Genomic DNA, 11,897 nt, shown 5'->3' with positions numbered 1-11,897 from the left:
ACGCACATAAATGCTCATTGACTGTTTGTACAACACGCCCTAAACAGCAGACATAAAAAAGCCGACAAATCTGTCGGCTTTTTTATGTCTGCTATCGTAAAAACTAGCGGTTTTTACGCGGTAATTTTTCTGGCAGATAGCAACGTAGATAAGCGATAAACGCCGTGTTTGCTTCTTGAATGTAGTCTTCAGTGATGGTTTCATGACGACGATAAGACAAGGTAAATATCGCATTAACAATGCTATAAGCAATCAACAATGTGTTTTTGATGTCATCGAAGTTTGGCATCTCATAGCGCTCTGATAAACGCTTGTATACCAGATTGATAATTTGATGATCCATATCTTCACCAAAACTGTCACCTTCAAAATCAGGCGTATTAGTGTCATAGATCAGCTTGGCTTTGGTCTTGTCATTATGAAATATCGTGATGCAATGATCAATCAGTGCCGTTAGATACCCTTGCCATCTGTCATAATTACCAATATCGACCGTCTCTACCATTTCTAATATTTCAATCGCATTCAAAAAACGCAGTGCTAAGAATATTGCTTCAATATTAGGAAAGAAGTGATAAGCAGAAGCTCTTGGTATACCCGCCTCTTCACACACAGCTGCTAACGTAATGTCGTTAATCGCTTGTGTTTCACTCAACTTTTTGGCACCAGCCAAAAGCTTTTGACGACGAGCACGACCTTGTTGGCTAGTAAATTTAAACTTATTAGGTACAAGTTTTTTTGCCAATTCAGAATCTACCAACACGTCTTCAATTTTTTCGTCTTTGTTATCACTCATTGTAAGTCTCTTAATGTTGCGCCCTATGTTATAAATACAATCTTCACTGTATGGTGTCTATCCTAAGCCAAAATGTATCGCTTGGATAATGACCACCACTTTTACAGAAGAGGCATAATAAACGCTTGCACACTATCAAGCAAGGGGCATAAATGGGTTAAAAACACAGTATCGGGTCATAATTTCCGTCAACTAACACTCTATCAATAGACCGTTAGTCGTTGATTTTGATTTTCGCTCTTATAATACCATGATCAGTCACTCTATCTGCATAATCCCACTTCAGATGGTCATTAAAATAGTCTACTCTTTCAACTTGACCGAGCGAGAATTTGCTATCAGGCAAAAATTCTTCTGATACAAACAGCTGATCGATAACTTCTGGTATACCTTGATAGATATGGGTATAAGCTACATCTTTCATCCAACCATAACGAGCCTGAATACGAGCTGCATCAAAAAGTGCGACATCACGCAACCCTTTATCGTAGTTGACCTCACCCGTCTCAGTCATTAACTGGGTAGTCACACTGTTTGTGACATCGTTCATATCACCCAATAAGATCAGTGGCTCACGTGTGTGGTGCAACCGCTCCATGATAGACATCCGAATAGAAGCAGCTTCCGCAGCTCGCATACATAAGCTGCGGAGCTTGGCACGAACTCGTATATTTGGATCATCCATATCTTCTAACAAGTGACCGTTTTCATCTCGTAAGAAAAAAGCACGCTTACTTTTCAGATGGGCTGTCACGATGGTGATTGGTTGACCATACGCATCTACACGTACTACTAGCGGCGGACGATTGAAACGTTGATAAGGGCCGATGTCAGGAATATCGATTACCGCTTTGGGCTCAATGCTCTCTAGTATACTGGTCTCTAATCGCTCAAATCGGCTAATAATACCAACGGCTGGTGTATTCTGTGCGCCCTTTCCTTGAGTATATGGACTTGCACTATCATTACTTGCCAATGGAATCACGACATTTTCTGCTTTAAAACCTAATGATATCGCCAAGGCTTCAAGTGCTTCACTGTCCCACACTTCTTGCACTGCAATGATATCTGCATGTGCCTTAGATAACAATTCTGTCATACCGTGCAGCTTATGCTTATAAGCTTTGTCATCATAAGCTGGTGCATTTTCGTAATAGATTCTGTTAGGATTGGCAAAATTCAGCAAATTGGCTGTCGCTATATAAAATTGCTTGCTACTACCAGTACGATTACTCATAGATCACCTATTACCTTTAGTATTATAATACATAATATTCATTTATATGTATACACAGTAAATGTTATAACCCAAAAAACCTCCAAGGTTTTGCCTTGAAGGTTTTGAGATAATGTAAGTATTTTGCACCGAAGCGACCCGCTAAAAGCGTTCACTTGATGACAATAAACAGTTAAGATATACGGTTCCATGCATCACGTGATGCTTGACGTGCTTCATTCCATTCCATGCGTGACTCGCCTTTCACTTCATGCCATGAACGCTCTAAATCTGCTTCATGATCTTCAAAGCGGGCATCTGCTGGATAACGAGCGCGGTTGGCATACCCTACTGCATAGGCTGGATGTAGATCACGCTCAAAGTCATGAGCCTCTGTATAATAATCAGCGTTTGCATGCTCTGCACGCCAATAGGCTTCCTCGTGTGTCGGATCAATCGCTTCAGCTGCGGCATGCCCTGCACTGCCACCAACGATAGCACCAATAGCGCCACCAATTAACGTTCCTAATGGGCCTGCCATCGTACCGATAGCTGCACCTGCTGCTGCACCGCCTACGCCACCTATACCTGTACCAACTGGATGCGAGCCTGGCTCACCGGTGATGATGTCTGCGTTCAGATCTTCTTTTGCCTCTTTTGACATATGTTTTACTGCACTGCGATCGATAGCGTCATGATCTTCTATAATATTGTCTTCTTCATGTCTAATGACTCTATTATCTACCGTATGATCGCTACCAGTTAATCTACGTTCATTATCGTCAATGATTCGCTCTCTATCACCTACTTCAAGATAATCTTCATCAACTACACGATTATTAGGATCTGTAATGCGGCCGTCGTTGTTCATAGTATTATCCTTAATTATTTATTATTTATTATTTATTGAATTATTTTATAACTAAAAATTTATATCGTTGAATCCAAATAGAGTATAAGAATTTATGAGCAGATACAGATAGTCTACTAATGTAAACTCTGTCCATATTGCGATTATTTTGCGTTACAGCCTGTATCTTTATTCGTTACTTGTATAAGGGTGTTATACATTGGGTAACCATTGGTGTACAGCGTTATTTCTCTAGACATAACAGTGAATACATATACTGTTTCTAGATGGGCATCAAAGATCTTGCGATAGCACGTTGCCATTTATCAAGATGCTGCTCACGGACATCGGCCGACATACTTGGCTCAAAAATACGATCTACTTGCCATGAGGACTGCATTGTTGAGTCATCGTACAGTCCCGTTTTTAAACCAGCGAGCAATGCTGCACCCTTAGCAGTGATTTCTGTGTCTTTTGGACGCAGCACAGGAACGTCCAATAAATCCGCTTGAAACTGCATAAGCAAATCATTATTTGCAGCGCCACCATCTACTCTGAGTTCCGTCAAAGGATGAGGGCTGTCCTTTTGCATGGCAATGAGCACATCATATGTCTGATAGGCCACTGCTTCCAACGCGGCACGGGCAATATGGGCTTTAGTAGTGCCGCGGCTCATTCCCGTGATACTAGCACTAATATCAGAGCGCCAATAAGGTGCGCCAAGTCCCGTAAACGCAGGGAGCAGCACCACATCTTCACTACTGTCCACTTGCCGTGCTAAGTCCTCGACCTCACTGCTTTGTTGAATCATGCCTAGATTATCCCGCAGCCATTGGACGATAGCACCTGCCATAAACACACTGCCTTCTAAGGCATAAGTCACTTCTTTTTTGGGTGGTTGCAGCATTCGTTTGCCTGACTGCACGATTTGATCAAACGATAAATTGTCTGGACGCGTTGGCGATGTTTTCCGTTGCCATGCAATGGTGGTTAGCAGCTTATGCTCACTCAGTTTTGGCTGCTGACCGATATTCATGAGCATAAAACAGCCTGTACCGTAGGTGTTTTTGGCCATGCCAGCTTTTAGACAACCCTGTCCAAACAGTGCTGCTTGCTGATCGCCGAGTACGGCCTGAATGGGTATTTGTTTTGCAAACAAGCCTTTTTTGGTTTTACCAAAATCTCCGTCAGACGGTAGTACTTTGGGCAGTATATTCATGGGTATAGCAAAGCGGTCACATAGCGACTCTGACCATGCCAGCTTATGAATGTCAAAAAGCAGCGTACGAGAGGCATTGGTCACATCGATGACGTGTTCCCCGCCCGTGAGCTTATATATCAGCCAGCTATCAATGGTGCCAACTGCTATCTCACCTTTACTGGCACGCACTCTAAGCGTGGGATCATTTTCGAGCAACCACGCAATCTTGCTGGCACTAAAATAGGGATCTAACCGTAACCCTGTGATGCGCTGAACGTCTTGTGCCATATTGGTTTGATGATCCTCTACGCTCGCGCTGTTACGAGGATGTTCGCTGAAATCTTTACCATTCCCTTCGACGTGTTGATTGGCCATTGTTTTACAATAGCTGGCCGTTCGCCTATCCTGCCAAATAATGGCTGGTGCCAATGGCTTACCGGTGTTCCTATCCCACATCACGATAGATTCGCGCTGATTGGTAATTGCAATACTACTGACATCAGTAGCGAGCAAGCCTGCCTGATTGATCACATCCTGAGCACAGCTGATCTGTGTTTGCCATATCTGCTGCGCGTCTTGCTCCACAAACCCAGCGCTTGGGGTTTGCAGCGTCGTTGGCTGCTGCACCATTTTGATAGGACGCGCATGGTCGTCATATAGTATTGCTCGACTCGATGTGGTTCCTTGGTCCAACGCCAAAATATATCCTGCCATGACACGCATCCTTTACTAAAATTGTTTATTCTATTTGATGACAAACCAGTGATGATTTATTATTTGCTTATGAATAGTGATTGATGGACAAAGTACCGCAATTTTCGATAAAAATATTTGAGTAAAACAGCTTTATCTAATCCCATAAGACATGATAACCAATATCTTAAGGCATGATAAATAGTGACTATCATATTACTTATAAACAAGTATTTATAAAAATGACCGAATCTCTATCATAGCGTGGCTAAAGACACAATAGAAAACGTGAGAATACTAAGCATTGACCCGTCACCATTGTGGCTCTACAGTGTACGCCTTATTATCCATGAACTGCTCTTAGCGCGTAAATGACAATGAAACCTGTCAGTTAGCGATTATGAAATGACCTATAATTATTAAACAGCTTGTAATAGCAAAAATTTCGATATTGTGAGCAGTGACATTGATTGATGTTAAACATTATTTCATCATACCTGATATTCTAATTAACGGCTTATACGACTTATGAAATTCACTTTATCCGTGCTGCCTACTGCTATGATGACCGCTGCGCTTATCAGTGTACCTGTAGCGACTTATGCCAATACTGAGGCAGACCACCCTGGGTTGCAGGATAAAGTGACATCAATGGCTGTCACACAAATCGTGGATGTGGACAATCAAGTCAATAATGACGCAATGGTGCCATCCAATCATCAAGCACCCAATGGCTACGAGACGACCAAAAAACAAACCTTAGACACTCTAATCGACCCTATCACCCATAAAGCCGTCGATAATAGCTATCCATTAGAGGTTTCGAGCTTTTTAAGCTTAGAACAAGCGCAAAAGATTTTAGTCCAAGTCTCACCCAAAATGGCAGCCAATCAAGCAGCCATCGCTGCCAGCGAATATCAAACGGACGCGCTCAGAACCATCGATAACCCGCTCGTATTCGCTCGTGTATCAGCCAGCGCCTACCATTTAGACGAAGATATAGACTTATCTTCTCTTAGAAATGGGGTTGTTAATGGGGTCAATAATACCGTCGACAGTATTACCCCTGCTATTCCAGACTTACCAAATTTTGGTGAGCTGGTCGGTGAGCGGATACCTGATTCTTATAACATCAAACGTTCAGGGTCAACGACAGGTGCCGGTATTGGCGTGGCGTGGCCCATTTATACTGCTGGGCGAGCAGAAGCCTTAACTGGTGCCTCAGATGCACGTACCCAAGAAGCAGTGGCCGATAGCATACTCGATACAAACACGCTTTATAATACGTTAATAGAGCGCTACTTTAAGGCACAATTGGCCATTATTGCCGCTTATCTGCGCGAAGATGCTTATGACACATTACAACAGACTGACCATATGGCAGAGCGTTTGTTTGAAGAAGGTTTTATCTCACGTGTCGATAGATTGGAGGCGCAGTCTGCGCTTGCTGATGCCAAAAGCGAATCGGTCAATGCCAATAATGACGCGCGTCTAGCCATGATTGCGCTACAACGACTGCTACGTACCGACTACCGTATTAAACCGACCACGCCTTTGTTTGTCTCTAGTCGCCCTCTACCAGATGTCAGCTACTTTCAAGACTTGGCACTCAATAATCATCCAGGTCTACAGAAGGTCGCCGCCAAACGCGCTCAAGCACAGCAACTGCACGCGCTATCAGATACGGGTTATAAGCCGACGGTATTGCTATATGGTTATGGTCAGCTTGAAAAAGACCCGAGCTGGGTCGCTGGTATTTCTGCCAGTTGGAAACTGTGGGGCGGGCTCGACAAAACCGCATCATTGGCGTCAAGCAATGCTCAGATACGCCAAGCCGATCTGTCTGAGATAGAAGTCAGTGACAACCTGCTACTGCTGGTAGAAAAAAACTGGCACGATGTCAATAATGCCCAGTCACGTTATCAAGCATTACAAAGCAATGTTGATTTGGCAGCAGAAGTGCTACGCTTGCGCCGCTTAGGACTACAAGAAGGGATAAATACCACGGTCGATGTGGTACAAGCCCAAACGCAATCGCTTAAAGCACGGACTGAACAAGCTCAAGCAGCTAATAGTTACGTACAGTCATTGGCCGCCCTGATGCAAAGCTGCGGGACGCCGCTCGCTTTTAATGCGTACCTCAATGCCGCTGACATTCAACTGCCAACTTTATACACTGAACAATGATTTAATATAAACATCATTACTCTTATCTACCCTATTGTGAATACCTGTTTTATGAAAAAACTGACCCCTAAGCTAATGCCTAAAGTGATCCCTAAATTAATAGGCAGTTGGCTAAAGACTTTGCTAGAGACATGGCGTATCGCAAACAATTCTAACGTTTGGGCACATTGCGCAAGCGTCGGTTTTTTTGGTTTTTTATCCATTTTTCCAGTGATGGCAGTGTTTGTGCTGATTTATGGTCTCGCGTTTTCACCCGCTGAAATGCAAGAACAGATTGCTATTTTGCAGCCATTCATACCTGATACTGTCTATGACGTTCTCAATTCACGCCTAACTGACTTGGTCTCTAGTACCGCATCTGCGCTTACTTTTAGTCTGATTTTATCGACTTTCCTTGCTCTTTATGCGGGCTCAAAAGGTATCAAATCGTTGATTATCCTTATCAATCTTGCTTTTCATATCACTCAAGAGCGCAGCTTTATACAAGGTACTATTCGAGCAGTGAGTTTGACCTTTGGGGCAGTGGTAGTATTGATTATAGCGGTCTCCTCTATCGCCATCATTCCTCTGGGGGCAGCCTACTTTCCCTTCCCCCAAATAGCCAAGAGCATTGCGCTGTGGAGCAGATGGCCCATATTGGCTGCTATCATATTTTTCAGCTTTTTGAGCCTCTATCGCCTAGCGCCAAACCGTGACGGCGTGGCACTAAAACAACTGGCACCAGGTGCTGCTCTGGCGACTGTTTTTTGGATTGTCTTGTCCATACTATTTTCGTTTTATGTACAGAACTTTAATAATTATAGTGCTGAGTTTGGTGCGCTTTCAGCAGCGGTTGTCATTATGCTGTGGCTATACTATTCAGCATTTATCGTCGCTTTTGGGGCGATTTTGAATTCTGAAGCCCTAGAAAACACTAAACCTTATGCTGTTCGAGTGTACTAGGGCGTGTCTTCAATTCAAAAATGGTTATAAAAATGAGATAAATTGCCGTCAAACAAGGAAAATAGCGCAGATAATATCGGGATATTAACCAGCTATTTGACGATGTTTGGCAAGATTTAGCCATTTTTAGCTCATTGAGATGACTATCGAGTGAATTGAAGACACGCCCTACCTAGTCACCAACCCCTTATTCTCAACTTTGCTGCTTTAGGAATATCACTGTCATGACTGAATTTCCACATGAATCAGAAGACTCAAAAAAACCTGCTGATTCAACCGAGTCAGTGTCCTCTCGGGAAGGTCAGGCTTCAGTCGATCCTGTAGAGGACGTGTCTGCTGCTGAACCAGAGCAACCTACGCCTACTTATAATCGCGGCGATTCTAAAGCTGATAAGTCTGCCCGTATAAAAAAGGCGTTACTTGCCCTGTTTATATTGATGGTCCTTGGTGCAATTGCGTATGGCCTGTATAAAAGCAGTCAGCACAACGAGCCAGAAGTCATTACGCTTCAAGGGCAGATGCAAATGCAGCAAACATCAATCGCAGCAAAAGTGCCCGGACGTATTGCTCAGATCATGGTGACAGAAGGTGATACCGTAACGGCAGGTCAACAATTGATTGAGATGGACTCGCCTGAAATCAACGCTAAGATCAATCAAGCACAGGCTGGCAAGCAAATAGCGCAAAGTCAATTGGACAAAGCAGAAAACGGGGCTCGCCCGCAGGAAATCGCGCAAGCGAAAGCCGCTTGGCAAGCCAATAAGGCCGCATCCGACTTGGCAGAAAACACTTATCAACGCGTCAATCGCCTGTATGAAGAAGGCTTGATGGCTCGGCAAAAGCGTGATGAAGCTTATGCCCAATACTTGGCTACGCAAGATCAAACAGAAGCGGCACGCTTACAGTATGATTTGGCATTGGAAGGCGCACGCAGTGAAGACAAGTCAGCTGCCACCGCACAAGTGGCGCAAGTGGATGCCCAGCTAGATGAAGCAATGGCTGCTAAAAAAGAGGCCAATCTGAAAAGCCCTATCGCTGGTGTTGTTGATAATGTCATTGTCAGCGCTGGAGAAGTCATCGGTCAAGGGGTGCCGCTTTTAACGTTAGTAGATACCAATGACCAATGGGTGGTGCTCAACGTCACTGAGTCTTATCTGAATCAGTTCGCGATTGGTCAAACGTTTACGGGCACAATCCCTGCATTATCGTCAGCAGACAAGCCTTATAGCAAACCGTTCACTGTCTATGCAACCTCAACCTTATCTGACTTTGCTACTTGGCGCCCAACCAATAACGACGATGGTTTTGATGTACGTACGTTTGAGGTAAAAGCTCGACCGACCACGCCTGATGCCCGTATTCGCTCAGGAATGAGTGTGGTGGTACGCATCAATGCCACGCCTATCAATCAAAACCAAGAGTAAGCCATGCATTTAGGTCAATTGGGTCAAGCTTTTGTACGCAGTGCAGCCTACGAGCGGCGCTTTCTGACCAAAAATCATTGGGACTTTAGCATGGTGGTATGGATACCACTGGCAACGGTGCTTCTGGTTTGGTGGATATTTTCACAGACTCAGATTACTGATCTGCCTATTGGGGTCATTGATCAGGACAACAGCACGGTGGCCAATACGGCTGTACGCTATCTCGAAGCCAGCCCTACGCTGACAGTTAGACAGCTTTACTATTCGCAAGCGGAAGCAGAGGCGGCCATCTTGCAACGTGATATTTATGCAGTTGTGATTATTCCTGAGGATTTTTCGCGTAATATTTTATCCAATAGGCCTGCCCCCTTAATATTGCAAGTAAACGCGCAATACGGTACGCACTCTGGCATTATTCAAGCGGGTGTCCAAGCGGTCGCCAGCACAATATCGGCAGGGGTTGAGATAAAACGATTGGTCAAGCAAGGGGTTGCCCCATCACAAGCCATGACTGCTTACGCACCCATCAGTATTCAACGTATCAGTCTATTCAATGCGGCCACCAATTATCAGCAGTTTCTAGCATCCACCGTGATACCTGCCCTGCTACATATATTGGCAATGGTCGTGGGAGCGACCACCATCGGTCGCGAGCTACGTGATAAGAATATTGGTCGCTGGTATCGGTTTATCGATACAGCCACTCCTGACTTGACCTCGTCTAGGACAACATCAGTGCTGAAAACCAAGCAAGGTGGCGGAGACCTTACTGCCTTATCAGCACGCTCCGCAGCGCCTGATTCTGTCAGCATCTCGGTGCTACTATTTGGTTTATTGGGAAAATACTGTTGGCCCATATTGGCTTACAGCTTGTGGTCAGCGTTGATATTATGGCTTGCAAACCCGAATCAAACCACGAGCGTTACGTCGCTCATCGCAGTCTATATCGGCCTGTTATGTCTAATAACCTTGTCGTTCTGGCTGGGTGCTATTTTTACTCTGAACTCTTTTTCATTGCGTATGGGTCTATCGACCACCGGTTTTATTTCAGCGCCTTCTTATGCCTTTGCTGGCGTGACTTTTCCTTATATTGCGATCAGTGACAGCGCACAATACTGGTCAAACGCCCTGCCACTAACGCATTACCTTAAGCTTCACATTGCACAGTTGCAGATGCAAGCGCCTATTGCCGTATCCTTACCCATCGTCTATGGACTAGGGTTTGCCACCATAACGGCTCTACTGCTTGCCACATTATTGACCAAACGCGCATTGACACATCCTGAACGCTGGGGGGCACGCTAATGTCTGAACCATCAAACACTCAGCATCGAACAACCAAGTCGGCCATTCCGCCAGCATCACAATCGTTTTGGACAAGCTTTATCCAAACGTTTAAAGATGTCTTTGGGGACAAAGGCGTACTCTTGATGTTGATTATCGCCCCTATTATTTACGGTTTTTTTTACCCTTGGCCTTACTCGAGTGAAATAGTTAACCATGTGCCAGTTGGCATCATTGACCAAGACAGCAGTAACCTATCACGCACTATCATTCGGTATGCAAGCGCCAGTCCCTATCTAGATACTAAGCAGCTGATTAACGAGCAAGCAGCCAAAGAAGCCATATGGTCCGATCAAATCGCAGGCTATATGGTTATCCCGGCGGGCTTAGAGCAGCAAGTACTGTCAGGAGAACAGGCGCATGTCAGCGTGCTTGGCAACGGCGGCTACTTTATTTTGAACAAGAACCTACAATTGGGATTCTCTAAAGCAGTTGGCACCGTTTCGGCAGGCATTAAAGTCAAGAAAAGTATCGCTAAGGGGACTTATGCATCCACTGCAGCACAGAACACTCAGTCTGTGCCATTACGGATTATGCCGCTATATAATCAAACCGAAGGTTATGGCGCCTATGTGGTGCCAGCGGTCTCGGTTATTATTTTACAACAGACGCTTTTGATGGCAACAGCCATGCTGATTGGCACATGGTATGAGCAGCGCCGTCATGCTGCGAGTATACGTGGTTGGCTCGGACGTATCGGAGCGCTGAGCTCGTTGAGCTTTATCGTTGGTTGCTTTTATTATGGCTGGGCATTTGAGCTACACCATTATCCACGCGGGCAAAATATGCTCGGTACACTGCTGTTTTTAGCACTCTTTTGTCCGACGGTGGCCACCCTTGGCTGTGTGCTTGGGCTATGGTTCAGGCAGCGTGAGCGCAGCATGCAGATCTTAATATTTGTCTCACTGCCGATATTTTTCTTGAGTGGCTACCCGTGGCCAGCTGAGCAATTGCCTCAAGTGCTGCAAGTGGTCCGCTGGATCTTTCCAACCACGCCTGCGATCAACACCTCGGTACAGCTCAATCAAATGGGCGCCAGTATTTCTCAAGTCGCCATTGGGTTTTATGCACTCGCTGGTTTATGGCTATTTTACTTTATTCTCCTATTGTTTTTACGCGAGCGGATACCGCAAAAAAGAGCAGTTCACAGCGCTCAAAAAAAATCCGCTTAGTAACCTCACAAAAAAGCACCTGCTAATAATAGCAGGCGCTTTTTTATTGATATGGTCGTATCAGTCTAAACA

The 11,897-nt window shown here is 44.8% G+C and carries 9 protein-coding genes; 5 read left to right on the top strand and 4 right to left on the bottom strand.

All coding sequences use genetic code 11. From position 1 onward, the window contains the following. Nucleotides 1–103: 103 nt before the first annotated feature. The 4 genes from IP510_RS01520 to glpK all read right to left on the bottom strand — a co-directional run bounded on the left by IP510_RS01520 (nucleotide 104) and on the right by glpK (nucleotide 4,777). Nucleotides 104–796, bottom strand: coding sequence for a TetR/AcrR family transcriptional regulator (locus IP510_RS01520; RefSeq protein ID WP_194363028.1), 693 nt, complete (start codon nucleotides 794–796; stop codon nucleotides 104–106). A 214-nt stretch (nucleotides 797–1,010) separates the two neighbouring features. Next, nucleotides 1,011–2,033: an endonuclease/exonuclease/phosphatase family protein gene (locus IP510_RS01515; protein WP_194363027.1), complete on the bottom strand. Its 1,023-nt coding sequence runs from the start codon at nucleotides 2,031–2,033 to the stop codon at nucleotides 1,011–1,013. A gap of 172 nt (nucleotides 2,034–2,205) precedes the next feature. After that, on the bottom strand, nucleotides 2,206–2,676 hold the full coding sequence (locus tag IP510_RS01510; protein ID WP_227669433.1) for a hypothetical protein: 471 nt from the start codon (nucleotides 2,674–2,676) through the stop codon (nucleotides 2,206–2,208). Between the two features lie 469 nt (nucleotides 2,677–3,145). After that, nucleotides 3,146–4,777 (bottom strand): glycerol kinase GlpK, encoded by a 1,632-nt coding sequence (glpK, locus tag IP510_RS01505; RefSeq protein ID WP_194363025.1) that lies wholly within the window; start codon nucleotides 4,775–4,777, stop codon nucleotides 3,146–3,148. 507 nt (nucleotides 4,778–5,284) lie between these two features. Between glpK and IP510_RS01500 the strand changes: the two genes are divergently transcribed. The 5 genes from IP510_RS01500 (at nucleotide 5,285) to IP510_RS01480 (ending at nucleotide 11,825) form a co-directional block, all read left to right on the top strand. Beyond that, nucleotides 5,285–6,943 (top strand): TolC family protein, encoded by a 1,659-nt coding sequence (locus tag IP510_RS01500; RefSeq protein ID WP_194363024.1) that lies wholly within the window; start codon nucleotides 5,285–5,287, stop codon nucleotides 6,941–6,943. A gap of 51 nt (nucleotides 6,944–6,994) precedes the next feature. Further along, nucleotides 6,995–7,885, top strand: a complete 891-nt coding sequence (locus tag IP510_RS01495; RefSeq protein WP_194363023.1) for a YihY/virulence factor BrkB family protein — start codon at nucleotides 6,995–6,997, stop codon at nucleotides 7,883–7,885. Between the two features lie 224 nt (nucleotides 7,886–8,109). Then, on the top strand, nucleotides 8,110–9,309 hold the full coding sequence (locus IP510_RS01490; RefSeq protein WP_194363022.1) for an HlyD family secretion protein: 1,200 nt from the start codon (nucleotides 8,110–8,112) through the stop codon (nucleotides 9,307–9,309). Between the two features lie 3 nt (nucleotides 9,310–9,312). Beyond that, the gene (locus tag IP510_RS01485) at nucleotides 9,313–10,614 is read left to right on the top strand and encodes an ABC transporter permease (protein ID WP_194363021.1); all 1,302 of its coding nucleotides are present in this window, start codon (nucleotides 9,313–9,315) and stop codon (nucleotides 10,612–10,614) included. Further along, a complete protein-coding gene (locus tag IP510_RS01480) occupies nucleotides 10,614–11,825 on the top strand; it encodes an ABC transporter permease (RefSeq protein ID WP_194363020.1) in 1,212 nt (403 codons plus the stop codon). The genes IP510_RS01485 and IP510_RS01480 overlap by 1 nt, the downstream gene beginning before the upstream one ends. The last annotated feature ends 72 nt before the right edge of the window (nucleotides 11,826–11,897 follow it).

It is taken from the genome of Psychrobacter sp. NG254 (assembly GCF_015277735.1).
Lineage (GTDB): Bacteria > Pseudomonadota > Gammaproteobacteria > Pseudomonadales > Moraxellaceae > Psychrobacter.
The sequence above is the reverse complement of the archived record's forward strand: the minus strand, read 5'-3'. Positions and strand labels throughout refer to the sequence as shown.

Bases quoted from the DNA above. Each gene is read 5' to 3' on its own strand.
- IP510_RS01520 (WP_194363028.1), bottom strand. From the start codon at position 796: ATGAGTGATAACAAAGACGAAAAAATTGAAGACGTGTTGGTAGATTCT.
- IP510_RS01515 (WP_194363027.1), bottom strand. From the start codon at position 2,033: ATGAGTAATCGTACTGGTAGTAGCAAGCAATTTTATATAGCGACAGCC.
- IP510_RS01510 (WP_227669433.1), bottom strand. From the start codon at position 2,676: ATGTCAAAAGAGGCAAAAGAAGATCTGAACGCAGACATCATCACCGGT.
- glpK (WP_194363025.1), bottom strand. From the start codon at position 4,777: ATGGCAGGATATATTTTGGCGTTGGACCAAGGAACCACATCGAGTCGA.
- IP510_RS01500 (WP_194363024.1), top strand. From the start codon at position 5,285: ATGAAATTCACTTTATCCGTGCTGCCTACTGCTATGATGACCGCTGCG.
- IP510_RS01495 (WP_194363023.1), top strand. From the start codon at position 6,995: ATGAAAAAACTGACCCCTAAGCTAATGCCTAAAGTGATCCCTAAATTA.
- IP510_RS01490 (WP_194363022.1), top strand. From the start codon at position 8,110: ATGACTGAATTTCCACATGAATCAGAAGACTCAAAAAAACCTGCTGAT.
- IP510_RS01485 (WP_194363021.1), top strand. From the start codon at position 9,313: ATGCATTTAGGTCAATTGGGTCAAGCTTTTGTACGCAGTGCAGCCTAC.
- IP510_RS01480 (WP_194363020.1), top strand. From the start codon at position 10,614: ATGTCTGAACCATCAAACACTCAGCATCGAACAACCAAGTCGGCCATT.